General features: G+C 58.0%; 26 protein-coding genes. 14 read left to right on the top strand and 12 right to left on the bottom strand.

Going from position 1 to position 24,514, the window contains the following annotated elements; translation table 11 throughout:
• Positions 1-107: 107 nt before the first annotated feature.
• On the bottom strand, positions 108-692 hold the full coding sequence (locus IE038_RS12835) for a UPF0149 family protein (RefSeq protein ID WP_163939885.1): 585 nt from the start codon (positions 690-692) through the stop codon (positions 108-110).
• Between the two features lie 153 nt (positions 693-845).
• Between IE038_RS12835 and IE038_RS12830 the strand changes: the two genes are divergently transcribed.
• On the top strand, positions 846-1,292 hold the full coding sequence (locus tag IE038_RS12830) for a hypothetical protein (RefSeq protein ID WP_189395729.1): 447 nt from the start codon (positions 846-848) through the stop codon (positions 1,290-1,292).
• Between the two features lie 154 nt (positions 1,293-1,446).
• The gene (locus IE038_RS12825) at positions 1,447-2,511 is read left to right on the top strand and encodes a diguanylate cyclase (RefSeq protein ID WP_189395728.1); all 1,065 of its coding nucleotides are present in this window, start codon (positions 1,447-1,449) and stop codon (positions 2,509-2,511) included.
• An 82-nt stretch (positions 2,512-2,593) separates the two neighbouring features.
• Here the strand turns inward: IE038_RS12825 and IE038_RS12820 are convergent, their stop codons facing one another.
• The 8 genes from IE038_RS12820 to IE038_RS12790 all read right to left on the bottom strand — a co-directional run bounded on the left by IE038_RS12820 (position 2,594) and on the right by IE038_RS12790 (position 8,035).
• On the bottom strand, positions 2,594-2,917 hold the full coding sequence (locus IE038_RS12820; protein ID WP_163932128.1) for a DUF2025 family protein: 324 nt from the start codon (positions 2,915-2,917) through the stop codon (positions 2,594-2,596).
• A gap of 189 nt (positions 2,918-3,106) precedes the next feature.
• Positions 3,107-3,964: an efflux RND transporter periplasmic adaptor subunit gene (locus IE038_RS12815; protein ID WP_163932125.1), complete on the bottom strand. Its 858-nt coding sequence runs from the start codon at positions 3,962-3,964 to the stop codon at positions 3,107-3,109.
• Between the two features lie 11 nt (positions 3,965-3,975).
• Complete coding sequence (locus IE038_RS12810; RefSeq protein WP_163932123.1) at positions 3,976-4,182, bottom strand: DUF1656 domain-containing protein; 207 nt, start codon at positions 4,180-4,182, stop codon at positions 3,976-3,978.
• Complete coding sequence (locus tag IE038_RS12805; protein ID WP_163932120.1) at positions 4,169-6,157, bottom strand: FUSC family protein; 1,989 nt, start codon at positions 6,155-6,157, stop codon at positions 4,169-4,171. The genes IE038_RS12810 and IE038_RS12805 overlap by 14 nt, the downstream gene beginning before the upstream one ends.
• Positions 6,158-6,415: 258 nt before the next feature.
• Positions 6,416-6,532, bottom strand: coding sequence for a cytochrome c oxidase subunit CcoM (ccoM, locus tag IE038_RS24770; RefSeq protein ID WP_308425279.1), 117 nt, complete (start codon positions 6,530-6,532; stop codon positions 6,416-6,418).
• Positions 6,533-6,668: 136 nt separating this feature from the next.
• The gene (locus IE038_RS12800) at positions 6,669-6,827 is read right to left on the bottom strand and encodes a hypothetical protein (protein ID WP_099775586.1); all 159 of its coding nucleotides are present in this window, start codon (positions 6,825-6,827) and stop codon (positions 6,669-6,671) included.
• A 78-nt stretch (positions 6,828-6,905) separates the two neighbouring features.
• The gene (locus tag IE038_RS12795) at positions 6,906-7,229 is read right to left on the bottom strand and encodes an aspartate-semialdehyde dehydrogenase (RefSeq protein ID WP_189395727.1); all 324 of its coding nucleotides are present in this window, start codon (positions 7,227-7,229) and stop codon (positions 6,906-6,908) included.
• 122 nt (positions 7,230-7,351) lie between these two features.
• A complete protein-coding gene (locus IE038_RS12790) occupies positions 7,352-8,035 on the bottom strand; it encodes a M949_RS01915 family surface polysaccharide biosynthesis protein (RefSeq protein WP_163932117.1) in 684 nt (227 codons plus the stop codon).
• Between the two features lie 129 nt (positions 8,036-8,164).
• Here IE038_RS12790 and rapA point away from each other — a divergent pair, with 129 nt between their 5' ends.
• Positions 8,165-11,011, top strand: coding sequence for an RNA polymerase-associated protein RapA (gene rapA / locus IE038_RS12785; protein WP_189395726.1), 2,847 nt, complete (start codon positions 8,165-8,167; stop codon positions 11,009-11,011).
• Positions 11,012-11,077: 66 nt separating this feature from the next.
• On the opposite strand, the gene IE038_RS12780 is transcribed toward rapA, so the two are convergent.
• Positions 11,078-11,965, bottom strand: coding sequence for an NAD(P)-dependent oxidoreductase (locus IE038_RS12780; RefSeq protein WP_163932114.1), 888 nt, complete (start codon positions 11,963-11,965; stop codon positions 11,078-11,080).
• Positions 11,966-12,169: 204 nt separating this feature from the next.
• Here IE038_RS12780 and IE038_RS12775 point away from each other — a divergent pair, with 204 nt between their 5' ends.
• Complete coding sequence (locus IE038_RS12775) at positions 12,170-14,353, top strand: hypothetical protein (protein ID WP_189395725.1); 2,184 nt, start codon at positions 12,170-12,172, stop codon at positions 14,351-14,353.
• A 212-nt stretch (positions 14,354-14,565) separates the two neighbouring features.
• On the opposite strand, the gene IE038_RS12770 is transcribed toward IE038_RS12775, so the two are convergent.
• Positions 14,566-14,871: a DUF2288 domain-containing protein gene (locus IE038_RS12770; RefSeq protein WP_163936652.1), complete on the bottom strand. Its 306-nt coding sequence runs from the start codon at positions 14,869-14,871 to the stop codon at positions 14,566-14,568.
• A 362-nt stretch (positions 14,872-15,233) separates the two neighbouring features.
• Here IE038_RS12770 and IE038_RS12765 point away from each other — a divergent pair, with 362 nt between their 5' ends.
• The 9 genes from IE038_RS12765 to IE038_RS12725 all read left to right on the top strand — a co-directional run bounded on the left by IE038_RS12765 (position 15,234) and on the right by IE038_RS12725 (position 22,880).
• Positions 15,234-16,361, top strand: coding sequence for a branched-chain amino acid ABC transporter substrate-binding protein (locus IE038_RS12765; RefSeq protein WP_163936649.1), 1,128 nt, complete (start codon positions 15,234-15,236; stop codon positions 16,359-16,361).
• Positions 16,362-16,589: 228 nt separating this feature from the next.
• The gene (gene livH / locus IE038_RS12760) at positions 16,590-17,513 is read left to right on the top strand and encodes a high-affinity branched-chain amino acid ABC transporter permease LivH (RefSeq protein ID WP_163936646.1); all 924 of its coding nucleotides are present in this window, start codon (positions 16,590-16,592) and stop codon (positions 17,511-17,513) included.
• The gene (locus IE038_RS12755; RefSeq protein WP_163936643.1) at positions 17,510-18,766 is read left to right on the top strand and encodes a high-affinity branched-chain amino acid ABC transporter permease LivM; all 1,257 of its coding nucleotides are present in this window, start codon (positions 17,510-17,512) and stop codon (positions 18,764-18,766) included. The genes livH and IE038_RS12755 overlap by 4 nt, the downstream gene beginning before the upstream one ends.
• Positions 18,763-19,530: a high-affinity branched-chain amino acid ABC transporter ATP-binding protein LivG gene (livG, locus tag IE038_RS12750; RefSeq protein WP_065760576.1), complete on the top strand. Its 768-nt coding sequence runs from the start codon at positions 18,763-18,765 to the stop codon at positions 19,528-19,530. The genes IE038_RS12755 and livG overlap by 4 nt, the downstream gene beginning before the upstream one ends.
• Positions 19,531-20,232, top strand: a complete 702-nt coding sequence (locus IE038_RS12745; RefSeq protein ID WP_065760577.1) for an ABC transporter ATP-binding protein — start codon at positions 19,531-19,533, stop codon at positions 20,230-20,232.
• 150 nt (positions 20,233-20,382) lie between these two features.
• Positions 20,383-20,688, top strand: a complete 306-nt coding sequence (locus tag IE038_RS12740) for a BufA1 family periplasmic bufferin-type metallophore (RefSeq protein ID WP_189395724.1) — start codon at positions 20,383-20,385, stop codon at positions 20,686-20,688.
• A 22-nt stretch (positions 20,689-20,710) separates the two neighbouring features.
• Positions 20,711-21,598 carry an MNIO family bufferin maturase gene (bufB, locus tag IE038_RS12735; RefSeq protein ID WP_189395723.1) on the top strand — a complete coding sequence of 296 codons (888 nt, stop codon included), beginning with the start codon at positions 20,711-20,713 and terminating at the stop codon, positions 21,596-21,598.
• Positions 21,595-22,359: an HvfC/BufC N-terminal domain-containing protein gene (locus IE038_RS12730; protein WP_163936640.1), complete on the top strand. Its 765-nt coding sequence runs from the start codon at positions 21,595-21,597 to the stop codon at positions 22,357-22,359. The genes bufB and IE038_RS12730 overlap by 4 nt, the downstream gene beginning before the upstream one ends.
• Before the next feature lie 2 nt (positions 22,360-22,361).
• Positions 22,362-22,880 carry a DoxX family protein gene (locus IE038_RS12725; protein WP_163936655.1) on the top strand — a complete coding sequence of 173 codons (519 nt, stop codon included), beginning with the start codon at positions 22,362-22,364 and terminating at the stop codon, positions 22,878-22,880.
• Here IE038_RS12725 and IE038_RS12720 read toward each other — a convergent pair.
• Positions 22,847-23,755: a LysR family transcriptional regulator gene (locus tag IE038_RS12720; protein WP_163936637.1), complete on the bottom strand. Its 909-nt coding sequence runs from the start codon at positions 23,753-23,755 to the stop codon at positions 22,847-22,849. The genes IE038_RS12725 and IE038_RS12720 overlap by 34 nt on opposite strands.
• A 100-nt stretch (positions 23,756-23,855) precedes the next feature.
• Here IE038_RS12720 and IE038_RS12715 point away from each other — a divergent pair, with 100 nt between their 5' ends.
• Positions 23,856-24,455, top strand: a complete 600-nt coding sequence (locus tag IE038_RS12715) for a short chain dehydrogenase (protein ID WP_163936634.1) — start codon at positions 23,856-23,858, stop codon at positions 24,453-24,455.
• Positions 24,456-24,514 lie beyond the last annotated feature (59 nt).

Raw genomic sequence — 24,514 nt, 5'->3', positions numbered from 1 at the left:
GTTTCGACTGCGCCGGAAGAGGTGCGCATTATAGAGAGATCAAACGGGGCGTCAAGGGCTAATATTGGAAACATCTCAAAAAGAACATCTGGGATTAACCAGGTGGGCTACGGCGCCCCGCCCTCAAGCGCTCGCTGCGTCAGAAAATAGCCATTCAGGACACGAGCAGCAACAGCGATAGGCTCGATGGATGCAGCGTGCTCTTCGTCAGTCAACGCTTCTACTTTAGAAAGGTTCTCTTCCAGGCCGTGCAGCTCGATGGCAGCCAAGTGTTCCGCCTGTTCTGTCGGCAACGATGGCCATTGCGCGAGCTGAACCCCACGCATGTAGCCGAAACACCAGTCTTCAATCATGTCTGCAGCGCCTATACCCTCGCAGCAATTAAGGAAGCTCGGCTCAAACTGGTCGATCGCCTCCAGCAGTTTTTGCTCAATGCTATTCATATGGCGCAGTAACAGGGCGTAATACGCCTCACCCTCCGCTTCCTTCTTGAACTTCACCTTTCGCCCACCGCTGATCTCCGGCAGCCATTGGCTAGGCATCAATGCGCTTGGCGAGCTGGCCAGCGCAACGAACAAGCCATCGAGTTCAGACAGGGTCAGGATCGCATCGTCGTTGCCATACTTGAGCAGGAGGTCATCCAGCCTACCCAGTTCTCGGTCATTCAAAGGCTGCAAATAGGCGTCATACATAGCGTCATCCCAGAACGTCGAGGTTAGAGTCACACTATAGCAACGCAATACATGCGCCTGTGACAGACGTATTGATTCTGATTACAGTCAATCCATTCCGTGCCGATAAGCATTGCGATTTGCTTCTGTTTTCCATGTTCAAAAGGATTTGTCATGCGTTTCCCGTACGCCGCTCTCGCCGCCTTGCTGCTTTCCAGCAGCGTTTTGGCTCAGGAATTTCAACCTGGTCAAATCTGGTCTTACAAAACCCGCCCCAACGAACAAGCCTCGACCCTGACCATCCTCAAGGTCGAACACTACGCCGATATGGGCGATGTGCTGCATGTTCGCGTCGATGGCTTCCAAATGCCGAACGCCCGTGCTGAAGGTAGCTACAGTGCAATGCCACACATGCCCTTCGCCAAGTCAGCCATTGAGGCCAGCATTACGTCACTTAAAGGTAAAGGCCCCGTACCGGACTTCGCCCAAGGCTACGCGTTCTGGAAAGCTGGCTACATTGCAGGTAACGCGGGTGTGTTCACAACCCCCGTCGACCAGGCCTTGAATCAATTGTGGCGCGCCGACTGGGCTCAAGCCGACGCCAGTGAGAGCAGTGAATAGCGCGGTCCCGCTGCTTCAAAAGGCCATTACTTTGTGTTGCTACCCGTTGCAACCGTGAAATGGCCTGTAAAGCCACTCTGCAATCGCGACCGAATACTCAACAATATTCACGCGATTTATGCGATAAACGGCGCCCTAAAAAAGATCGACGACCATGACGGAACACCAACACGGGAAAGGGACATCATTTGTCAGGCGAATCTACCTGCCACGCATCATCGGCCTGGGGATAGGCCTGTTCAGTGTCTGGGCAGCCCTGGACAGTGTTTCCGTCGCACCGTGGGTGTGGGTACTGCTGTTTATCAACGGACTGGCTTGGCCACACCTTGCTTATCAAATCGCATTGAGATCCAGGACGCCCTACGCCGCCGAACGCCGAAACCTGTTGGTCGACTCGTTGATGGGTGGTTTCTGGACCGCGACCATGCAGTTCAATCCCCTGCCCAGCGTCACCATTCTTTCGATGATGACGATGAACAACGTGGCCGCTGGCGGCAAGCCCCTCTGTCTGGCAGGACTGCTGGCCCAAGGTTCCGGTATAGCAGTATCCATTGCCCTGTTCGGCCCAGGCCTTCAACTGCACAGCACCTCACTGCAGGTCTATGCATGCCTGCCGATGCTCACCCTCTACCCACTGGCACTGGGAGCGGTCTGCTACCAGTTAGCGATCAAACTTGCCGAACACAAGCGCGCCTTGCGCACCTTGAGCTGCACCGACAGCCTTACAGGCCTGCTAAACCATGGTTCGTGGAAGGATTCATTGCAACTCAAGTTCCACAGCTACCGACAGGAGTGCCGCCAAGCGGTGATCGCCATTATCGACATTGATCATTTCAAAGGTATCAACGACACCTATGGTCATGTGGTCGGCGACTGCGTACTGCGCCAGTTGGGTGCTGAAATAAAGAGAAACCTTCGAGAAGATGATCTGGCCGGGCGCTATGGGGGAGATGAGTTCTGCGTGATCCTGCCGAACATCGACGTTGAGCAGGCCGCCCTGATCATGGAACGCCTGCGCGAGAAGATCAGTGCCTACCGAAACGATCAGCTACCCGATCTGCGCATCAGCCTGAGCATCGGTCTGGCCCTTTGCAATGAGGCGTTCGACGACCCCGTAAGCTGGCTTGATGAAGCCGACAAAGCGCTGTACACCGCCAAGAATAGCGGACGCAATCGAGTGAGCTTCGCCGCCGAGCGACATACACCTGGGTTCGCCTAGCCAGGGATCAGCGGCGTCTCCGACAGGGTACTGACCTCATCGCGGGCGGCGATATGGGCTTTCTGTGTGCTTGGCGGATGACTCAAACCACTACCCGGCGCCGCGCTGAAATCTCCGGAAGATCATTACGCCGCAGATAGACCCGTAGAGGTTCTCTGATGTTTAGCCGCTCGTCGATGTTTTGCGCCAACAACACCTCGATCAGATCGCGACTCAGGGTCATGACCTCGCCGCTGCCGCCCCTCCAGACGAATTCACTGCTGGGCGTGATGCTGTCTTCAGCCACGTCCATACCGAACGAATCTTCACTGAAACGCACGATGTGCTTATCGAGCTTGCGATTGAAACCGACGAAGCCCTTGAGCTGATCGGCTGCGGCGCAGATGTCCTGGGAAGTGATGTGCATGTCCAACCTCACTCAAGCTGAAAGGGATTGGCACGCTCGGCAGTGGCAGTAACGCCTGGGTTCCCTCTGCTGGGGAGTTTCTGCGGCTTAGCCTAATGGAAATCAGTCACGGTCGGGAAAGGTTTTTTATGCCTTTTATTCCGAACTGCAAGGGCATGTCTTTTGCCCGTTACCCCACGGCCTGAAACTTCAGTTTTCCTGAACCTGAACGCTGGCCGTCATGCCAGCACTCAGGATGACCTCTTTAGGGACCTGATCGAGTTTGATTCGAACCGGAATACGCTGCGCCAGGCGCACCCAGTTGAAGGTCGGCTCGACTTCGGCCAATAGCTGGCTGTCTGGCGTAGCGTTGCGGTCGGTAATGCCGCGACTAATGCTCTGGACATGGCCTTGCATGGGTTCACCGGCACTCATCAGCCAGACTTTTACCGGCGCGCCTACCTTGATGCGCGGCAGTTTGGTTTCTTCGAAGTAGGCCTGAACGTAGAAGGTCGAATCATCCACCAATGCCATTACCGGTTGCCCGGCGTTGACGTAGTTACCTTCAGCCAATCGCAAGTTGGTGATGTGCCCGCTGCGGGGTGCCCTGAGTTCACTGCGGGCCAGGTTCAGCGCAGCAGCCTTGACCTCAGCCTGCGCCTCACGCAGCTCGCCTCGGGCGATAGCGGCGGTAATCTGGGCATTTTCGCGCAACTCGGCACTGATCGCTTGAGGCCCGAGAGCCGCACGGCGTGAAGCCTCATGCTCGCGCAAGCGCAATTGATGTTGGCGGGTTTCGGCGACGGCATTGGCCTTCTCAAGTGCGGCCTCGAAGCGGTCCCGATCAATGGACATCAGCAGATCACCGGCTTTGACTGCCTGATTGTCATACGCCTTGAGCTCCCGTACCCACCCAGACACGTCCGGGGCGATGATGACCACATCAGCACGAATCTTGGCGTCACGGGTCCAGGGTGTGAGCATGTAGTAACGCCATAGCTCAAGCCCGGCAAACACCGCGACAACGACCAGACACAAGGTCACGGCAACACGGACATAAGCACGCATGGTCAAACTCCTTACAGAGGCCCGAGCACAAGCGTGATCAGGCTCAGAATGCAAACAAACAACGCGCAGTCGAACAGCGCTTCATGCCATACCCAACCGCCCAAGGGGGTTAGCCGTAATAGCAGACGCACCACTCCCGTCAGCAGCAAGGCCAGCAGCACGTAAACCAGAAACGGGCTGAGCAGCACACCGCCCACCGCCCACTCACGCAAGCCCATGCAGTTCCTCCTGCCGACGGCACCATTTGCCCCAGCTCTTTTGCAGTTGCAGTACAGCACCTACAGCGAGACGCAGTGGATCGCTTGAAGGCTGTCGCTGCAACACATCGATAAAGGTTGCGCTGGCCTCATCCAAAAGCGCCTCGCGGCCGGCGCCCGGTCCCTGCGCCAGCACCTCTTCAAGCTGCTGCAGGTACTCGCGCCGCGCTTGACCCAAGGGTACTTGAGCGACCTCAAGGCACATGCGCAGGTGCAGCAACTCATCCCCCATATCCAGGCCATGCAAACCGTCGTCCCAGCGCTCACGTGCGTGCACCGGCAAAGCAGCGTAGTGGCGTGCCATCTGTAGCAGACGATCCGCCATACGCCCGCCAAACCAGGTTTCCGCGTCCCGTAGATCGCGTCGGGTCAAGCGCACCAGGTCATTCTGCGTCGCGGCCCGCAGACGACGGCCGTGCCAGGCAGGGTTATGCAGCACCAGCAACTTGAACGCCAACACCGCAGCACCGACACCGACCATCATCGCCTGAGCACTGTTGAGGAATGCCGCCACATCAAAATGCATGGCATTGAGCGGCGCGATCAAGACAATGAAATGCAGGCTGTACGAGGTAGCCGTCGCACCAATTTTCGGGTTGGCCATACCTAGGGCGCCGAAAAACAACGGCACGCCCATCGCCATGCACAACATGGGAAAACCACTCCACTGCGGCAGCAGGATTTGCCCCACGAAAAACGCTACCGGAATGGCCAACAGAAGCCCGCGCAGGAAGCTCATGCCGATTTGCGCACCATTTTCACGGCTGGCAAAAAGACTACAGACCACACAGGTCAGCACCAAACCACCCGGCGCCGATATCCAGCCTGTAGCCAGCCAAAAACTGGACATTGCCAGGAACGCCAGCGCACTGCGCGAACCGAACAACAATGCCAACGGCAGATCGCGGTGCACCGCCAGGCTCTCCGGCAGATCAGCTGGTGCCTTGCCCTCCTCAACCGCGTGCAACGCCATGGTGGCGTTCACGGCCTTATCCAGCAACAGTGTCAGCCGGGCCAGGCAGTAGTGCTCAGCAGGGCTGCACGCCGGGTCGTGGGCGGCCTCCCAAACACGCTGACGCAACAGCAACAGGTCAGCTTGATCCGGCGCTGACAGCGCCTCGTGAACCTTGGAGAACCAAGGTGCCACGCGTGCGGCTTCGCGCTCATCCAGCTGTTGCCACTGTCGTCGCACCGAACGCGCTATGCGCAGCAAGACCAGCAGCGCCTGGCTCAACACCCGAATTGCCCGCCCCCGCTCTCGCCCAAGACGCCCTTCGAACCAGGCATGCTCACGCTGCGAGTCGACCGCAACAATGCGCCCAAGAATGTCCAGCAGGTCTTTACGCTGCTGCTCCTCACCAAACAAGGAAGCGCTGGCGGCCTGCATGCCACTTTCCCAAGCCTGACGCGCCTGCCCGGCCAGTTGCTGCTCAACTCGCAGTGGCCAGAGCAGGGCACTGGTAACCGTGGCACATACAATCCCCAGGCAGATCTCGGTACAACGCGCCACCGCCTGATCAAACACCAACAGCGGATGGTCCACCGCAGGAAGGGCAATAATCGCCACGGTGTAACCGGCCAACACGAAGGCGTAGGCCCAGGCGCTGCGCAACAAGGTCGAGAAAGCCGTACACAAGGCCAACCATAAGGCCAAGGCCAGCAAGAACAACCAAGGCGTCTGTGCGAAAAGGCCAATGAACAACACCGACATGGCTGTACCAACCAAGGTACCCAACAGACGGGCCAAGCCCTTCTGCACCACCATTCCTGATAGCGGCTGAGCCACGACAAAGGCCGTCATCAGCGCCCAGGCGGGCTGCTCAAGCCCCCAGCGCAATGCCAGCCAAAGCGCCAAACCACCACCGAGAAGTGTCTTGATGGCAAATTGCACAGCGCGTTTGTTCGGCGCCAACAGGGCCTGGAGTGTGATCGGCACGAGACGAACCTTGATGACCGTTATTGTAACGATAGACAGCTAACCAGCAGTGAATCACAGCAAAACTATTAGCTCGCTAACTATTGTTCGTCCAGCGGTTTGTCTTCCAGCGATCATCACCTGTGCCTGCATTGGCTTTGCCAGTCATGCCCTTACCCAAAGCAACAGGCTATCACCAGCGTTGGGTTTTCTTCAGGCAAAAAAAATGGGCGACCGAAGTCGCCCTAAATGCCTTGCGTGCTCGTTGTATCGGAAGAATCAGCGCGATTTGCGCTTGGTTGAATCCTTCCAGATGAAAATACCCAGGCCAGCGAAGAAGAGCAGCATCAGCCCGACTGTCACAACGCCAGCGATAACCACATTATCGAAGAACATATCGGCCTCCATTCGCCTGCACCTGTTTGATGGGGCCTAAGTTAGCGAATAAGGCGGGAGGGAAAATTGACCGAGGTCAATAGCGCCCACCAGAGCAGCGGGCGAGGTAGGTGCAGGGTTGACCTGCATCAAATTTTCAACGTTTCTTGGGTTTGCCCTTGGGCTTTTTCTTGCCCTTGCCCAACGGCATGGCCTGCTCGAATGCCTGACGGACTTCGTTCAGGCGCTTCTCGTTGAGGTCGTGAACGCGCTTGGCACGCTCGGCACCAAAGTCGATCAAATTGTCTTGGCTCATGGGTAGCTCGAAACGCTGACGGCAGAAGTACCAATAATGAAGGCTAGAGCCCGCGCTGACCAGTGCGCCGGTGTTCCTTCAGACTTCGATGTCCACCAGCAGTCCCTGACGTGGCTGCTCGCCCATCAGCGGGGCCACCGGCACCGTGTTGTCGGCATTGACCTCGTCGCCGGGCACGGCATCGTACTGCTCATCGTGATCTCTGCGGCGACGCTGTTGACGACGCTGTTGCTCGCGCAACAAATAGGTGTCCTGCTCTGGGTCACGCTGCTTGAGATTGATGCTCCCGTCACCGGAGCTCGGCTGGGCTGGCACCACGGGTGGAATATCCGGCGTCGGCTTGACCGGATCCAGTTGCGAGGTTACGGGCGCAGCACTGAGCGGGATGATAGGCGGCAGCATGGGTGGGTCTCCTGTCACCAATGTGTCGGCCACGCCGCTGTTGTCTTGAGTAGCGGCGGACAATTTCACGCCTGCAGAAACGGGCATCCAGGAAGGAAGTCTAGCCTGGGCGACAGATTCCTCTACTGACCAGCACCGTCGCTGCTACCGTCTATATGACTCCAGGGGCGCTTGTAGACGCTGTTCCAGACAGTCTCCAGATGATCACGCAGTACTTTGGAGGCATTCTTCAACGATGGGCTGTCCTTACGCTCACCACCATATGCCTCTTCACCCGGCACGCTCACCAGCGACGTCCCCTCAATGGCATAGTACGCCGGCCCTTCACGCAACTCGACCACGATAGCCTGAGGGTCGATACCGCCACCGCAGAAGGCGTGACTGACAATCGTCAGCTCAGCCACCCCATCATTGTTAAGGTCACTGGCCCCCGTGGCATCCAGGTAAAAACCTACATCAAGATCCAGGCCCGCGCAGGTCGTCTCGTTGTCGATCTGCCAACGCGACTTGAAGGGGTCATCGGCGGTGGTTCGACCATAGAGTGTTGCAATCAACACCACTTTATCGACGTCCTCGGCCGTTTCTTCGTCAGTTGCCTGACCATCGGAACGGCTCAACACCAACAAGCCCTCACCGTCTTTGTCGCGAAAGTGCACCGTCTTCAACGGGGACTCGACACCTAGCGCTTGAATCTGCGCCGCAGGCAAGGGTGCCAGCACCTCGAAACCGTCCTGCCCACAGGCCGCAAGCAGTACCAGACCGCTCAGGATGAAAGGACGAAGTAACCACAAGCGCTTTACAGACATGGCAAGGCAGTCCTTCTGGTGCTGGTCATGCAGCATCGGCAGATTTCGTTGACGAAGTTGCTAGACTCTTTGGTCTACAGAGCCCTATCCGTTAAGATAGTCGGCTTTTCATGGCGGGAGTCAGGCAGTATGGCGCAGCAGTATCAACCGGGGCAACGCTGGATCAGCGACAGCGAAGCCGAGCTAGGTCTGGGGACCGTTCTGGCACAGGACGGCCGCTTGTTGACCGTGCTCTACCCGGCCACTGGCGACACTCGCCAGTACTCCTTGCGCAATGCGCCACTGACACGGGTTCGCTTCTCGCCGGGTGATCAGATCACCCATTTCGAAGGCTGGAAGATGACCGTGCGTGAGGTCGAGGATGTCGACGGCCTGCTGGTTTACCATGGCCTGGACGGGCAGAACCAGGCCTGTACCCTGCCGGAAACCCAGCTGTCGAATTTCATTCAATTCCGCTTGGCCAGTGACCGTCTGTTCGCTGGGCAAATCGATCCACTGCCGTGGTTCTCGCTACGTTACAACACGCTGGAACATACCAGCCGTCAGTTGCAGTCGTCACTGTGGGGGCTGGGTGGTGCGCGCGCCCAACCCATCGCGCACCAGTTGCATATTGCCCGCGAAGTCGCTGATCGTATTGCGCCACGGGTTCTGTTGGCCGACGAAGTGGGCCTGGGCAAGACCATCGAAGCCGGCCTGGTTATCCATCGCCAACTGCTGTCGGGCCGTGCCAGCCGTGTGCTGATCCTGGTACCGGAAAACCTCCAGCACCAGTGGCTGGTGGAAATGCGTCGTCGCTTCAACCTGCAGGTTGCCCTGTTCGATGCCGAGCGCTTCATCGAAAGCGATGCCAGCAACCCGTTTGAAGACACCCAGTTGGCCTTGGTCGCCCTGGAGTGGCTAAGCGAAGACGAAAAAGCCCAGGACGCCCTGTTTGCTGCGGGTTGGGACCTGTTGGTCGTCGACGAAGCCCACCACCTGGTCTGGCATGAAGATCAGGTGAGCCCGGAGTATGCACTGGTCGAACAACTGTCCCAGATCATTCCAGGCGTGCTACTGCTGACGGCGACGCCTGAACAACTTGGTCAGGACAGTCACTTCGCCCGTCTGCGCCTGCTTGACCCGAACCGTTTCCACGACCTGGCGGCCTTCCGCGCCGAGAGCGAGCACTATCGCCCGGTGGCTGAAGCTGTTCAGGAACTGCTCGACGAAGGCCGCCTGTCGCCCAAGGCCCACGCCACCATCCAGAACTTCCTGGGCGCCGAGGGCGAAGCCCTGCTGGCGGCGGTCAACGACGGCGACACCCAGGCCAGCGCCCGCTTGATCCGTGAGCTGCTCGACCGTCATGGTACCGGTCGTGTCCTGTTCCGCAACACGCGAGCAGCGGTTCAGGGCTTCCCTGAGCGCCAACTGCACCCGTACCCACTGCCCTGCCCCGACCAATACATGGAGCTGTCGCCGGGCGAGCATGCCGAGCTGTACCCGGAGGTCTCGTTCCAGGCCCAGGGCGAAACCAGTGAAGATGAACGCTGGTGGCAGTTCGATCCACGGGTTGACTGGCTGATTGATACCCTGAAGATGCTCAAGCGGGTCAAGGTCCTGGTGATCTGTGCTCACGCCGAAACCGCCATGGACCTGGAAGACGCCCTGCGCGTGCGCTCCGGCATTCCAGCGACCGTCTTCCACGAAGGCCTGAGCATCCTGGAGCGCGACCGTGCCGCTGCCTACTTCGCCGACGAAGAGTTCGGCGCACAGGTACTGATCTGCTCGGAGATCGGCAGCGAAGGCCGTAACTTCCAGTTTTCTCATCATTTGGTGCTGTTCGACCTGCCCGCTCACCCGGACCTGCTCGAACAACGTATCGGTCGTCTGGACCGTATCGGCCAGAAACACACTATCGAACTGCATGTTCCGTACCTGCAAGACAGCCCGCAGGAACGCCTGTTCCAGTGGTACGACCAAGCCCTGAATGCCTTCCTGGCCACGTGCCCTACCGGCAACGCCCTGCAACATCAGTTCGGCCCGCGCCTGCTGCCACTGCTGGAAGACACCGATGTCGAGCAGTGGGAAGCCCTGGTAGCCGAAGCTCGCACAGAGCGTTTGCGCCTGGAGGCTGAACTGCATAGCGGTCGCGACCGCCTGCTGGAGCTCAATTCCGGTGGTGCAGGCGAAGGCCAGGCACTGGTCGAAGCGATCCTGGAGCAAGATGACCAGTTCGCCCTGCCTATCTATATGGAAACCCTGTTCGACGCCTTTGGTATCGATAGCGAGGACCATTCGGAAAACGCCCTGATCCTCAAACCAAGCGAGAAGATGCTCGACGCCAGCTTTCCGCTCGGTGACGACGAAGGCGTGACCATCACCTACGACCGCAACCAGGCCCTGTCGCGGGAAGACATGCAGTTCCTGACCTGGGAGCACCCGATGGTGCAGGGCGGCATGGACCTCGTGCTGTCCGGCTCAATGGGCAACACCGCTGTAGCGCTGATCAAGAACAAGGCGCTCAAGCCTGGCACGGTGCTGCTGGAGCTGCTGTACGTCAGCGAAGTCGTAGCACCACGCGCCTTGCAGTTGGGCCGCTACTTGCCACCAGCAGCCCTGCGTTGCCTGCTCGACACCAACGGCAACGACTTGGCCACGCGGGTCTCGTTTGAAACCCTGAACGATCAACTGGAGAGCGTGCCCAAGGCCAGCGCAAACAAGTTCATCCAGGCTCAGCGCGATGTGCTGGCACCACGGATCAACGCGGGCGAAGCCAAGATCCTGCCACGCCATGCCGAACGCGTAGCCGAAGCTCAGCGTCGCCTGGCTGCCGAGACAGAAGAAGAACTGGCACGCTTGACCGCCCTGCAAGCCGTCAACCCGAGCGTACGTGACAGCGAAATCGAAGCCCTGCGCAAGCAGGGTAGAGATGGCCTGGCCATGCTCGAGAAAGCCGCCCTGCGCCTGGAAGCCATCCGGGTACTGGTCGCAGGCTGACCGATCGCTGACCAACCCGGCTCCCGCAGCACAACGCCCAGTGTGCTACGGGAGTCGGGCTTGGTATCAGTCCTTGCGCCGATACATCTGCACAAGTGTTGCCGGATCTTTTTGCAAATACCCCTGACTACCATGCAGACGCATCAATTGGGCAGCAAGCCCGCTGATGGGTGTCGCTGAACCCTGTTCACGCGAAAACTTGACGGCAGTATCAAGGTCTTTGAGCAAAGTGCGCACATGCCACTTGACCGGTTCAAAGTGGCTGCCGGCCATTTGCGGTGCAAGAATCTGCAAGGGTTTGGAGTCGGCAAAACCGCCAGCAAGGGCTTCGGCAATGAGGCTTGCATCAACACCAGACTGCTCCGCCAGCGCCACCACTTCAGCGATCACCAACGCATTGCAGGCCACGATCATCTGATTGCACGCCTTGGTTACCTGCCCTGCTCCCACCGGCCCCATATGGGTAACACGCTGGCCCAAGGTCAGTAAAACCTGCTGCACCCTCGCCAGATCCTGCGCAGCGCCTCCGACCATGATCGCCAGCGTGCCCGCCTCCGCGCCTGGCGTACCTCCCGACACGGGAGTGTCCAACCAACTCATGCCTTTAAGCGCTGCCAGCTCGGCAGCCATTTCGCGGGTAGCACCTGGTTCAAGGCTGGAGAAATCCACAAGTAGCTGACCGGCCCTGGCACCACTGGCCACGCCGTTCTCACCAAAAACAACCTCGCGGACCACTGCGGTGTCGGCCAAACACAGCATCACGACGTCGGCGTACTGGCACAATTCGGCAGGTGTAGTGGCCAGGCGAGCCCCCGCGGCAACCAGCTCTGCACACTTTTCGGGTGAGCGATTCCACACCATCAACGGGTAGCCAGCAGCCAAAAGCCGCTTACACATCGGCAACCCCATCAGACCGATACCAGCAAACCCCAACGAAGGTAATGCGACACTCATGTAACGCTCCAGAAGTTTTGATTAAAGAAGTTGCGCGATTGGACGATCAAGAATGCAAGCGTAAACGGAAAATTTACCTACAGAGTTTTAGGGAAACGCCCAGCACTCATGCAAAAGGCTCGCGACTAAACTCGCACCCCCATTACGTGAGTACACTGCGATGTCCCCTTTGAACAGCCACCTCCCCAAGGCACACGGCACACAATGACTTCCAAGAACACTCCTGCCAATGTGGTTTCCGAACTGATGTCGTCTACTGCCACGTACACAGCTACAGGGCCTAGGGAATACTACGGCACACGAACGCTCAACCCACAGCAGTACCTGTACTACACCGAAACCGATATCCAGCGCATCCTCGACAACCTCGACGGCCTGCGGGATCTGGTTTTTCCGCCGAGCCCACATCAGGAAGACGAGAACCAACTGCGCCTCGATCAGCAGTTCCCGTCGGTCTGCCTGATCGGCCTAGGCCGTTGCGGCTCGAACATCGCTCTGGATGTTGCAGAACTGGTCTACAACGCTCGCACCTTCTACCTCAATGAGTTCAACAACGAGGAGAGGGTCAGCAATGACGTGAGCTACAGCCCTGCACGCTGGATCCGCAACAACTTGCGCCTGGTACAGAACAAAAGCAGCAAGCCGGTGTTCCTGGTTGAGCCACTGGTAATGCTGGGTGACCTGGACAAGGATATCGCCGGACGCATCCGTTTCTCGCGCAAAGGCGAAACCAGCGGTTTTATCCGCGATTACAGCAAAATGAAAATCATGGACCTGTCCGAGGTTCATGCCGGTGGTGCCGGTAACGCACCGATCCTGGGTCAGTACCTGGCGAAGATCATCCTGAACAAGGAAACCCAGCGTTTCTCCAGCGCAGACTGGAAACTGATCCATTCGTACCTGATCGACTCCTGTGGCATCAAGGCCAACCAGTCGCGCCTGTACTTCTACATCTTCAGCGCCGGCGGTGGTACCGGCTCGGGCATGGCGTCGGAGTTCGGCCTGGCCCAGCAGTACTCCTACATGAACAAAACATTCGACACCAAACCGGCTGACGAGAATGACGGCAAGAGCGGACACTCGTTCGTCTTCGAGCCAATCTTCACCAGTGGCATCTGCGTACTGCCGAATATCTCCGACCACCGTAGTGAGATGTCCGAGGCCCTGCATATCAACGCCGGACGCTTGCTGTGCAAATATCTCTCAGAAGAGTGGGACTTCTCCTACAACTTCGACAATGAAGACAGCAGCGAAGCCAGCGTCATGGGCCGTATTCGCCCCTGGAACGCAATGATGCTGATCTCCAACGACATCATGCGTTATGCCGAAGAAAGCGATGACGGCACCATCCAGAACATTGATGTCAATGCGATGGAAAAACACGCCAACCAGTACATCTCGCAGCAGATCTTCAACATTCTGACCGCCCAGGCGGTGACCACCGACTACGACCAGGCCTATTTCCGTCGTGCCGGTATCGATATCGGCGAAACCATCCGCCTGGATGCCAACGACCTGTTCATGAGCCTGGCAGGCCCAGTCGCCATTGCCTACGCCGAGTCCGTCGTGCCAGAACAGCCAGCCCAGAGCTCGGACAAGTTCAAAGTGTTCGAAAAAGAGCAGCCTCGTCTGGACATCGACGACCTGTTTTTCCGCTCTATCGACCTGCCACACTTCAACAAGCAGACCCAGGCCATTGAGGGCATCAGCCTCTTGCCGATCGAGTCCAAGCGCTACCGTGCGGCCCTGGAGCAGTACAAGACCTCTGGCTATGACGCTGCAGCCCTGCACGACCTGCATTTCTTCAAGAACTGCTCTTCGGTGGTCTCGATCGTCTCGCTGCCCAAAGACTACAAGCTCTCGTACATGGACCTGAACCGGCTCAAGACGCACCTCAACAGCCTGTTCCCCAACACCACGCTCAAGCGTTACGCACTGGTCATCGGCGCTTCCGCCAACCTGTCGCTGACCACCCTGATCGCCAAGAGCCCGTGCCTGTCAGACGATTTCCTGACACTGATCGTCGCCTTCATCAAGCGTTGCTTCGCGCGTAACCCGTACCGTTTCGACGATACGCTGGACAACGCCATGCTCGACTTCATCACCAGCGATCACTTTGACGAAGACCACATCGATGAGTTGCTCAACGAGTTCGAGAATCCAGCCAAGATCCTCGATACCAACTGGTACGCGATCAAACCGATGTATGAGAAGAAGTACCGCGAACTGATCAATGACAAGAGCAAGTTTGTCTCGATCAACGACATCCGGCTTTCACGCGAATGCGTGAAGAAAGCGGTGAAATACCTGCGAGAAATTTACCGTCACCGGATTGGCAAGACACGGGTTATCTCCCTCAACACCCATACGGGCAAGGTTGATTACTGAGATCCCCGTCAACAGGGCGCCGGCCTTGCCGGCGCCCGATCAGCACAGTGTCACTCGCTGCACGGGGCTACATTGCCCTCCCCGCTGCGCCTATCCATCGGTGCAGACTGTTACCGATGCCCCTTCACCTCGCTGAACTGTTACCAAGGGTCACCCCCTCTGAACAGTACCGCGCACCAATTGCTAACCACTGTGCATTTTTGCGCACCAAATCAGGGCGCAGGTTTTTCCTGAATCACGATCCAGGGTGAAACCACCACCGCCCAGATCTGTGGATCTCGCGTCTGAAGGTCTAGCGCCTGCTCAGCAGAGAGTTTGCAGACGGTGCCCTCGGCATGCCATGCAGCAAAGGCTTCTCCTCGATTTTCGGCCATGACCTCGGCAACCGCGATCAGGTCCAATGTCGGGCTGACCCAAATCAGGTCACCCTTGGCCCAAAAACGCTCCAGCGCTTTCCACTCAATGACTGCGGTCTCGCCGAGCAGTTTGGCATAGAGGGTGCTTACTTCATCAGTCATGGGTTCCTACCAGAAATAATTCGGCCACTAAAGCCGGTATTTTTGCAGAAAAACCCAGTTTCAAATAACCAATTGATCGATGAGTGCAGGAAAAGCCAGGGATTGCTGACATACAGGGCGAAACCGAAGACGCTTTTTTATAACTTTAAGTCAATTAAGCGACGCACCCAGGTTTTGCCTCTGCGAGCCCGCTTTTCAATCGATAAAGCGGCGCTCTACACTGTACCGGTACAGTTGCCGGGGGTAAGGCCGGGGAAATTCGGGTCTGCGGTACGAGGCGTGGCCTCGACGGAGAACCTGATCCGGTCCTGTAGCTTTGGCCGCAAGGACTATAAAAAATACAACAGAATGAGTGGAGCACTATGAGTAAGGCTACTAAGCAGATTTCCAAGCTGTTTGCCGCAATGGTTCTGGCCGGGGTTGCCAGCCATTCGTTTGCCGCCGACACCATCAAGATCGGCATCGCAGGTCCCAAGACCGGCCCGGTCACTCAGTACGGCGACATGCAGTTCATCGGTGCCAAAATGGCCATCGAGCAGATCAACGCCAAAGGCGGTGTTGACGGCAAGATGCTTGAAGCCAAGGAATACGACGACGCTTGCGATCCTAAACAAGCCGTGGCCGTAGCGAACAAAGTGGTCAACGATGGCGTCAAGTTTGTCGTCGGCCACCTGTGCTCCAGCTCCACCCAACCCGCATCCGACATCTATGAAGACGAAGGCGTGATCATGATCACGCCGGCAGCCACCAGCCCGGACATTACCTCCCGTGGCTACAAGATGATCTTCCGCACCATCGGCCTGGACAGCGCCCAGGGCCCAGCTGCTGGCAACTACATTGCCAACCACGTGAAGCCGAAAGTCGTAGCTGTTCTGCATGACAAGCAGCAGTACGGTGAAGGTATCGCCACCGCCGTGAAGAAAACCCTCGAAGAGAAAGGCACCAAGGTCGCCGTCTTCGAAGGCCTGAACGCTGGCGACAAGGACTTCTCCTCGATCATCCAGAAGCTCAAGCAAGCCAACGTCGACTTCGTCTACTACGGCGGCTACCACCCAGAGCTGGGCCTGATCCTGCGTCAGTCCAAGGAAAAAGGCCTGAACGCCAAGTTCATGGGCCCAGAAGGCGTCGGCAACGACTCCATCTCGCAGATCGCCCAGGACGCTTCCGAAGGCCTGCTGGTTACCCTGCCGAAATCCTTCGACCAGGACCCAGCCAACAAGGCACTGGTACAAGCCTTCGCCGACAAGAAACAGGACCCGACCGGCCCATTCGTGTTCCCGGCCTACTCGGCTGTAGAAGTGATCGCTGAAGGCATCAAGGCCGCCAAGAGCGAAGACGCTACCAAAGTCGCCGAGGCTATCCACGCGGGTACCTTCAAGACCCCGACTGGCGACCTGTCCTTCGACGCAAAAGGTGACCTGAAAGACTTCAAATTCGTGGTCTACCAATGGCATTTCGGCAAACCTAAAACCGAAGTTTCGCCTCAGTAACCCAGTCTGACCATTGACTAAGAAGCCCACTGTGCGAGCAGTGGGCTTTGTTTTACGAGGTTCATGGGCCTGATTCCCGCGATCCGGGAGCTGGTTCACCTGAAAATCTTAAAACCGTCACCAGCGGTTCGCTGGCAGGTGCTGATACCGAAGTGGCCAAAGACCACAAGGCAGGGCACGGGGCTCCCCCACCAGTGAAATGCGTATCAGGTTTTTAGGAGCGCTGTAATGCCTGAGATCTATCACTTTTTCCAACAGCTGGTTAATGGTCTGACCATTGGCAGCACCTATGCCTTGATAGCCATTGGCTACACAATGGTTTACGGCATCATTGGAATGATCAACTTCGCCCATGGCGAGGTCTACATGATCGGTTCCTACGTGGCCTTCATCGTCCTTGCCGGACTGGCCATGATGGGGCTTGATTCTCTGCCGCTACTGATGACCGCCGCGTTCCTCGCGACGATCGTCGTGACCAGTGCCTATGGCTACAGTATCGAACGGGTCGCCTACCGCCCCTTGCGTAACAGCAACCGGTTGATCCCGCTGATCTCTGCCATCGGTATGTCGATTTTCCTGCAAAACACGGTACTGCTCTCGCAGGACTCCAAGGACAAATCCATCCCCAACCTGATCCCGGGGAGCTTCTCCTTCGGCCCGGGTGGTGCTGAAGAAGTCCTGATTTCCTACATGCAGATTCTAGTGTTCGTGGTCACCCTGGTGGCCATGACCGGACTCACCTTGTTCATCTCCCGTTCGCGCCTGGGCCGGGCCTGCAGGGCCTGTGCCGAAGACATCAAGATGGCCAACCTGCTGGGGATCAACACCAACAACATCATCGCCCTGACCTTCGTCATCGGTGCGGCCCTCGCGGCCGTGGCGGCCGTATTGCTGAGCATGCAGTACGGGGTGATCAACCCTAACGCCGGCTTCCTGGTGGGTCTGAAGGCCTTCACCGCAGCGGTCTTGGGTGGCATTGGCAGTATTCCGGGCGCCATGCTCGGTGGGCTGGTGCTCGGGGTGGCTGAAGCCTTTGGCGCCGACATCTTCGGTGACCAGTACAAGGACGTCGTGGCATTCGGCCTTTTGGTTATGGTGCTGTTGTTCCGGCCGACCGGCATTCTGGGCCGTCCGGAGGTTGAAAAAGTATGAACAGACATCTCAAATCGGCGTTTTTCAGCGCCTTGCTGGTATGGGCCGTGGCCTTCCCGGTGCTGGGTCTCAAGCTGAGCATCGTCGGCATCAACCTGGAAGTTCAAGGTACGGGGCCTCTCACCCTCACCGTGATCGCCGTGTGTTCGGTGCTGATGTTCCTGCGCGTGCTGTTCGACAAGCAGTGGAGCGCACTGATGCGGTCCGCGCCGAAAGGCTCGCTGGTATCGCCTAAGGTCAGCAACTTTCTGACCCTGCCGCGCACCCAGCGCTGGATCATCCTCGGCCTGATCGTCGCGGCCCTGATCTGGCCCTTCTTCGGCTCCCGCGGTGCGGTCGATATCGCCACCCTGATCCTGATCTACGTGTTGCTCGGGCTGGGCCTGAACATCGTGGTAGGCCTGGCGGGTCTGCTCGACCTGGGTTATGTCGGCTTCTACGCCGTCGGCGCCTATAGCTACGCGTTGCTGTCGCACTACTATGGCCTGAGCTTCTGGATCTGCTTGCCTATTGCCGGCATGATGTCGGCCACCTTTGGCTTCCTGCTCGGCTTTCCGGTACTGCGCCTGCGCGGTGACTACCTGGCAATCGTGACCTTGGGCTTCGGTGAGATCATCCGCCTGTTCCTGCGTAACCTGACCGGGCTGACAGGTGGCCCCAACGGTATCAGCAACATCGAGAAGCCAACCTTCTTCGGCCTGACCTTTGAACGCAAGGCCGCCGAGGGCATGCAGACCTTCCATGAATACTTCGGCCTGCAGTACAACTCGATCAACAAGGTGATTTTCCTGTACCTGGTGGCCTTGCTGCTGGCGCTGTTTGCACTGTTCGTGATCAACCGTCTGCTGCGCATGCCGATCGGCCGTGCCTGGGAAGCCCTGCGCGAAGACGAAATCGCCTGCCGTGCGCTGGGCCTGAACCCTACCGTGATCAAGCTCTCGGCCTTCACCTTGGGTGCTTGTTTCGCCGGCTTTGCGGGCAGCTTCTTTGCCGCACGCCAAGGCCTGGTGACCCCGGAGTCGTTCACCTTCATCGAGTCGGCGATCATCCTCGCCATCGTCGTGCTGGGCGGCATGGGCTCGCAATTAGGCGTGATTCTCGCGGCCATTGTGATGATCCTGCTACCCGAACTGATGCGTGACTTCAGCGAGTACCGCATGCTGATGTTCGGTGCCCTGATGGTGTTGATGATGATCTGGCGTCCGCAAGGTCTGCTGCCTATGCAACGTCCTCACATGGAGCTGCGTCGATGAGCCGCGAAATTCTTCAAGTCAGCGGCCTGAGCATGCGCTTCGGCGGCTTGTTGGCGGTCAACGGCGTGGCCCTGACCGTCAAGGAAAAACAAGTGGTTGCACTGATCGGCCCGAACGGCGCCGGCAAGACCACGGTGTTCAACTGCCTGACCGGCTTCTACAAGCCCAGCGCCGGTACCATTCTGCTTGACGGCCAGCCGATCCAGGGCCTGGCCGGTCATCAGATTGCCCGCAAAGGCGTGGTACGGACCTTCCAGAACGTGCGTCTGTTCAAGGAGATGACTGCGCTGGAGAACCTGCTGATTGCTCAGCACCGGCACCTGAATACCAACTTCCTCGCCGGCCTGCTCAAGACACCTGGTTTTCGCCGCAGTGAGCGCGAAGCGATGGAGTACGCGCACTTCTGGCTGGACAAGGTCAACCTCACCGAGTTCGCCAACCGTACGGCCGGGACCCTGGCCTACGGTCAGCAGCGTCGCCTGGAAATCGCCCGCTGCATGATGACCCGCCCACGGATCCTCATGCTCGACGAACCGGCTGCAGGCCTTAACCCAAGGGAAACCGAAGACCTCAAGGCACTGATCGGCGTGCTGCGTGAAGAGCACAACGTTACGGTTCTGCTGATCGAACATGACATGAAGCTGGTCATGAGCATCTCCGACCATATCGTTGTGATCAACCAGGGCACCCCGCTGGCCGACGGTACGCCGGAACAGATCCGCGACAACCCTGAAGTGATCAAAGCCTACCTGGGGGAAGCGTAAATGCTGCAGTTTGAAAACGTTTCCACTTTCTACGGCAAGATCCAGGCGCTGCACAGCGTCAATGTCGAGATCCGCCAGGGCGAAATCGTCACGCTGATCGGCGCCAACGGCGCTGGCAAGTCAACCTTGCTGATGACGCTCTGTGGTTCGCCGCAAGCCCACAGCGGTAGCATCCGCTACCTGGGCGAAGAGCTGGTTGGGCAGGACTCTGCTCGCATCATGCGCAAGAGCATTGCGGTGGTACCGGAAGGTCGCCGCGTGTTCTCTCGTCTGACCGTCGAGGAAAACCTGGCCATGGGCGGTTTCTTTACCGCCAAGGGCGACTACGAAGAACAAATGGACAAGGTGCTGCACCTGTTCCCACGTCTCAAGGAACGCTTCAGCCAGCGCGGCGGCACCATGTCCGGCGGCGAGCAGCAGATGCTTGCCATCGGCCGTGCGCTGATGAGCAAACCCAAGCTGTTGTTGCTCGACGAGCCATCGCTGGGCCTGGCGCCCATCATCATTCAGCAGATCTTCGACATCATCGAACAACTGCGCCGTGATGGCGTGACGGTGTTCCTGGTGGAGCAGAACGCCAACCAGGCGTTGAAGATCGCCGACCGTGCCTACGTGCTGGAGAACGGCCGGGTGGTGATGGAAGGGACAGGGGAAACCTTGCTGACCGATCCGAAGGTTCGTGATGCCTACCTGGGTGGTTGATAACCGTTTTTAACGGTCAATGAAAAAACGATCCTTCGGGATCGTTTTTTTTTGCCCGATTTGTAACGCGACGCGATGGACTTTCTCTAGTGATACGAGCGGGCCATAACAACCGGCATCGCCCTGATCCCTGTCCGTTGGAGAACCATCATGAGCAACAAACTCAACACCCTGTCGCTGTCCGCAACCGCCCTCACTCTGGCGCTGACCTCCGCCCTGAGCCTGGTAACCCTGCCCGCCCACGCCGCTGATGACATGGAAAAGTGCTTTGGTGTCGCCATGAAAGGCAAGAACGACTGCGCAGCCGGTGCCGGCACTACCTGTGCAGGCACCTCCAAGGTCAACGACCAAGCCAACGTTTTCAAACTGGTCCCCAAAGGCACCTGCGAGAAAACTGCCAGCAGTACTTCGCCAACTGGATACGGCCAACTGATGGCCTTCAAACCCAAAATGTAACCCCTCGGCCCGAGCAGCAATCATGTCCCAATACGACATCAACACCCCACGCAGTACTCGGGCCGTTACACACGGGCTCCCGGCCCGCGCAGGGCTGGGGCTCAAGCCTGACTATTTTCAGCCATTGGCAAAGGGCTGCGATGATCTTGGTTTCATTGAAATCCATGCCGAAAACTACATGGTTGCCGGGGGGCCCTTTCACTATTACCTGGAGCGTCTATGCGAGCACTACGCGCTCTCGATTCATGGCGTCGGCATGTCAATAGGTGCCGAAGGCGCGCTAGACACTGAGCACCTGCAGCGTTTGAACGTGCTACTGGCTCGCTACCAACCCGCGTCCTTCTCCGAACACCTGGCCTGGTCCACCCATGGTCCCTGCTTTCTAAATGACCTGCTGCCGCTGCAATACGACCAACAAACCCTGAACCGCGTTTGCGAGCACATTGATCAGGTTCAAAACACGTTGGGCCGACGCATGCTGCTGGAAAACCCAGCCACCTACCTGCAATTCAACGCCTCGACGTTCGATGAGCCGACGTTCATCCGCGAAGTGGTACGCCGCACGGGATGTGGAATGCTGCTGGACGTCTGCAACGTATATGTCTCTTGTATCAATCATCAATGGTCAACCCAGGAGTATCTGCAAGCACTGCCGTTGCATGAAACGGCAGAGATACACCTGGCAGGTTTCAGCGAAGCGTTTGACCGCAACGGCCAACGCCTGCTGATCGATAGCCACAGCGCACCGGTGGCCGCCGCCATATGGTCACTCTATCAACAGATACTGGAGCACACCGGCCCGGTTGCCACGCTGATCGAGCGCGACAATGAACTCCCCGGTTTAGCGGTGTTACTGGCCGAAGCGCGACGCGCCCAGGCGTACCTGGACAATCATGGGGTGCAACCATGAGCACTCAGCAGCGTTTTACCCAGGCATTACTCAGTGCAGAACAGACTTTCCCTGCAGGGCTATTCTGCCATCCGGATGCCGAAAGTCGCTTTGCGGTTTACCGCAACAATGTGTTCAGCTCACTGACTAGCGCATTGGCCGACAGCTACCCCGTGGTGGCGCAGTTGGTTGGCGCAGAGTTCTTTGCTTTCATGGCCAGGGTGTTTATCCAGACGTTTCCACCTTGTTCACCGGTGCTGGTGAACTACGGCAACGCCTTCGCCGACTTCATAGACACCTTTAGCCCAGCAGCATCACTGCCCTACCTGGCGGATATGGCGCGCCTGGAGCGCCTACGGGTTGAGGCCTACCACGCTGCGGACTTCCCCGGCGTTGGCTTCGAAGCACTTTCGCGGTTTCTTGAATACCCCGAACAACTGCACTCGTTACACCTGAAACTACATCCCGGCACAGGTGTTCTGTGTTCATCCCGTGCTGTGTTCTCTCTCTGGGCTGCCCATCAAGGTCAAGGAGAACTGGCAGAAGTCGATCCAAACCATGCAGAACACCTGCTAGTGCTAAGAGATGCGCTAAATGTTGAAGTCCTGCTACTAAGCAAAGCGTGCGCCCTCTTCATCCAAGCGCTGCAAGGTGGTGCTGGTTTCGGTGACGCGGTCTGTGCAGCACTGGAGGAAGACAACGCCTTCGATGCAGGTCCGGCCCTGGCGCTGTTGATTCAAAAAAACCTGATTATCCACGCAGGTCTATCGGAGGCCTCATGAACATGCCATCGCACTGCGCCACTGTGTCGCGGGCCAGCCGCCTTCTCGCCCATATGGACACAATTCCTCATAGCCTGATTGCCTTGCTCGGTCGCTTCGCTATTGCGACAGTGTTCTGGCGGTCCGGCCAGACCAAAGTAGAGGGATTTGCCGTGGACCTTTTTTCAGGCACCTTCCAGCTGGGCGTTCCACATCTGGCCGACTCGACACTCTATCTGTTTCGCAGTGAGTACAAGGTACCGCTGCTGCCCACAGAGTGGGCGGCCTACCTGGCAACTACCGCCGAACATCTGTTTCCCCTGTTGCTTTTACTGGGATTGGCGACGCGTCTATCGGCCATGGCCTTGCTCGGTATGACGCTGGTGATTCAGCTCTTCGTCTACCCCGACGCCTACCCGGTGCATGCAACCTGGGCCACGATCCTGCTGTACCTGATGGCCAAAGGGCCCGGACGCTTGTCACTCGACCACAGGATCGCCCGTTACACTCACAACTGCCCCAATGCAGTACTGCCGCGCTGAAACCAGCGCCTCAGGTAGTCGGCCAGTACCTGAACCTTTTTCGGCATTGCACTCTGGTAGGGATGCACAAGAAACAGCGGCGTGCTGCGGGTCTGAAAATCGCGGAGCAGCCAATGCAGTTGGCCGTTGCTCAACTCTGCTGCCAACATGTAGGACGGCAGACGAGCGATCCCGACCCCGAGCAACGCCGCTTTTTTCAGCAAGCTGTAATGGTTGCTCGCAAATGTACCGCTGACCGGCACGCGCAACAGTTCGTGTTGTTGGTGATACAACCACTCCTCGCGACCACCGTAATGACTGTTGAGCAGGCAGCGATGCTCACTCAACGCCATTGGGGTTTTCGGCTCACCAAAGCGCTCCAGGTATGCGGGACTGGCACACGTCAGTTCCTGCATGGCCAGCAACGGCCGGGCAACCAGGCGCGCATCACTCTGGACTTCGGTACGAATCGCCAGATCGAAACCTTCACCCAATAAATCCCGATAACTATTGCTCAGCTCAAGCTCTACCTGCATCTGAGGATGCGTCTCGGCGAACTCCAGTAACAAGCCCTCAAAAAACGTCTCGCCCAACGATACGGGCACCGTCAATCGCACGGGGCCAGACAGGTCATCCTTGAGCATGGCCAATGCCTGCCTTGCCCCGTCCATCTGCCGGACTAATGCCTGAGCCTGCGGCAACAGCATGGCACCCGCTGCCGTCAGGCTCAGACGGCGGGTCGTGCGATGCAGCAACTTAACCCCATGATTGCTTTCCAGTTGACTGATCCGCTTCGACAATTGCCCCTTGCTCCAACCCAATTGCCCTGCGGCCTGGGTGAAACTGCCTGCATCCATCAAGACCGCAAAGGCCGCCAGATCGTCCAGCTCACTCATGGATTGTTTCCATAGAAAAACCAAAGGTTGCCTATTAGCAGGCTTATCCGCGAAAAAATCCACTCTAGACTTGGGCCATTCACCCCCCAAGGAGCGTCCGATGAAAATTCTATTGATCGGTGCCAACGGCACCATTGGTTCGGCAGTAGCAAAAGAACTGGAGCAACGCCATGAGGTACTGCGGATTGGCCGCAGCAGTGGTGACTATCAGGTGGATATCAGCAGCAGTGCGTCTATTCGGTCATTGTTCGAGCAGACCGGTCGTTTCGATGCCCTGGTCTGCGCGGCCGGCAACGTGACCTTCGCCGCACTGGAAGATATGACCGAGGCGCACTTCAGCCTGGGCCTGAACGACAAGCTCATGGGCCAGGTCAATCTGCTGTTGATCGGCCGCGAGTTCATCAATGATGGCGGCTCATTCACCTTCACCACCGGCATCACCAGTCACGACCCAATCCGCACCGGCAGCTCGGCAAGCCTGGTCAACGGTGCCATAGACGCCTTCGTCAAGGCCGCGGCTATCGAGCTGCCACGCGGCCTTCGGGTCAACTCGGTCAGCCCGAACGTACTGGTCGAGGCGATGCCTGCGTACGCCCCCTACTTCCGCGGGTTTAAACCGGTGCCCGGTGCAGAAGTGGCCCTGGCTTATGCCAAGAGCGTAGAAGGCCTGCAAACCGGTCAGACCTACCACGTTGGCTAAACCCTTGAGATTGAGCGCCAGCCTGAGTAACGTGGCGACACTTTTCCGGTAGAGACCTG

Origin of the sequence: Pseudomonas laurentiana, assembly GCF_014648275.1 — a bacterium.
GTDB classification, from domain to species: Bacteria; Pseudomonadota; Gammaproteobacteria; order Pseudomonadales; family Pseudomonadaceae; genus Aquipseudomonas; species Aquipseudomonas laurentiana.
This window is presented reverse-complemented; position numbering and strand designations above follow the sequence as displayed.

Bases quoted from the DNA above. Each gene is read 5' to 3' on its own strand.
- IE038_RS12830 (WP_189395729.1), top strand. From the start codon at position 846: ATGCGTTTCCCGTACGCCGCTCTCGCCGCCTTGCTGCTTTCCAGCAGC.
- IE038_RS12810 (WP_163932123.1), bottom strand. From the start codon at position 4,182: ATGGGCTTGCGTGAGTGGGCGGTGGGCGGTGTGCTGCTCAGCCCGTTT.
- IE038_RS12780 (WP_163932114.1), bottom strand. From the start codon at position 11,965: ATGAGTGTCGCATTACCTTCGTTGGGGTTTGCTGGTATCGGTCTGATG.
- IE038_RS12825 (WP_189395728.1), top strand. From the start codon at position 1,447: ATGACGGAACACCAACACGGGAAAGGGACATCATTTGTCAGGCGAATC.
- bufB (WP_189395723.1), top strand. From the start codon at position 20,711: ATGTCCCAATACGACATCAACACCCCACGCAGTACTCGGGCCGTTACA.
- IE038_RS12770 (WP_163936652.1), bottom strand. From the start codon at position 14,871: ATGACTGATGAAGTAAGCACCCTCTATGCCAAACTGCTCGGCGAGACC.
- rapA (WP_189395726.1), top strand. From the start codon at position 8,165: ATGGCGCAGCAGTATCAACCGGGGCAACGCTGGATCAGCGACAGCGAA.
- IE038_RS12720 (WP_163936637.1), bottom strand. From the start codon at position 23,755: ATGAGTGAGCTGGACGATCTGGCGGCCTTTGCGGTCTTGATGGATGCA.
- IE038_RS12820 (WP_163932128.1), bottom strand. From the start codon at position 2,917: ATGCACATCACTTCCCAGGACATCTGCGCCGCAGCCGATCAGCTCAAG.
- IE038_RS12725 (WP_163936655.1), top strand. From the start codon at position 22,362: ATGCCATCGCACTGCGCCACTGTGTCGCGGGCCAGCCGCCTTCTCGCC.
- IE038_RS12745 (WP_065760577.1), top strand. From the start codon at position 19,531: ATGCTGCAGTTTGAAAACGTTTCCACTTTCTACGGCAAGATCCAGGCG.
- IE038_RS12755 (WP_163936643.1), top strand. From the start codon at position 17,510: ATGAACAGACATCTCAAATCGGCGTTTTTCAGCGCCTTGCTGGTATGG.
- IE038_RS12800 (WP_099775586.1), bottom strand. From the start codon at position 6,827: ATGAGCCAAGACAATTTGATCGACTTTGGTGCCGAGCGTGCCAAGCGC.
- IE038_RS12765 (WP_163936649.1), top strand. From the start codon at position 15,234: ATGAGTAAGGCTACTAAGCAGATTTCCAAGCTGTTTGCCGCAATGGTT.
- livG (WP_065760576.1), top strand. From the start codon at position 18,763: ATGAGCCGCGAAATTCTTCAAGTCAGCGGCCTGAGCATGCGCTTCGGC.
- ccoM (WP_308425279.1), bottom strand. From the start codon at position 6,532: ATGTTCTTCGATAATGTGGTTATCGCTGGCGTTGTGACAGTCGGGCTG.
- IE038_RS12790 (WP_163932117.1), bottom strand. From the start codon at position 8,035: ATGTCTGTAAAGCGCTTGTGGTTACTTCGTCCTTTCATCCTGAGCGGT.
- IE038_RS12815 (WP_163932125.1), bottom strand. From the start codon at position 3,964: ATGCGTGCTTATGTCCGTGTTGCCGTGACCTTGTGTCTGGTCGTTGTC.
- IE038_RS12730 (WP_163936640.1), top strand. From the start codon at position 21,595: ATGAGCACTCAGCAGCGTTTTACCCAGGCATTACTCAGTGCAGAACAG.
- IE038_RS12715 (WP_163936634.1), top strand. From the start codon at position 23,856: ATGAAAATTCTATTGATCGGTGCCAACGGCACCATTGGTTCGGCAGTA.
- livH (WP_163936646.1), top strand. From the start codon at position 16,590: ATGCCTGAGATCTATCACTTTTTCCAACAGCTGGTTAATGGTCTGACC.
- IE038_RS12775 (WP_189395725.1), top strand. From the start codon at position 12,170: ATGACTTCCAAGAACACTCCTGCCAATGTGGTTTCCGAACTGATGTCG.
- IE038_RS12740 (WP_189395724.1), top strand. From the start codon at position 20,383: ATGAGCAACAAACTCAACACCCTGTCGCTGTCCGCAACCGCCCTCACT.
- IE038_RS12795 (WP_189395727.1), bottom strand. From the start codon at position 7,229: ATGCTGCCGCCTATCATCCCGCTCAGTGCTGCGCCCGTAACCTCGCAA.
- IE038_RS12835 (WP_163939885.1), bottom strand. From the start codon at position 692: ATGTATGACGCCTATTTGCAGCCTTTGAATGACCGAGAACTGGGTAGG.